General features: G+C 60.7%; 1 protein-coding gene. It reads right to left on the bottom strand.

The window, feature by feature from the left end:
• On the bottom strand, positions 1-267 hold a 267-nt coding region (locus QSV46_RS39900), incomplete at both ends, for a hypothetical protein (RefSeq protein ID WP_314964118.1).

Raw genomic sequence — 267 nt, forward strand, 5'->3', positions numbered from 1 at the left:
TCCCTGGTCCAGGGCACGATCGGGTTGTCGCCGCCGGTCAGGTAGTAGTGCATGGCCGGCTCGTCCGTGTAAAAACCGAGCATCTCCGACGAAAGTCTGTCGCCCGCCGGCTGAAGGTACGGGTCGTAGCCGAGACGCAGGAACTCGGCCGTCGCCTCGGGGTTGAGAGCATCGATGTAGTAGTCGGCCTCTTTCTCGACAATATACATCAGCCGCCAGTTACCGGGCGGAGCCTCCCAGGGAATAACATCGGTAAAGGAGAGGTTG

The organism is Bradyrhizobium cosmicum, assembly GCF_032290525.1.
GTDB lineage: Bacteria > Pseudomonadota > Alphaproteobacteria > Rhizobiales > Xanthobacteraceae > Bradyrhizobium > Bradyrhizobium cosmicum_A.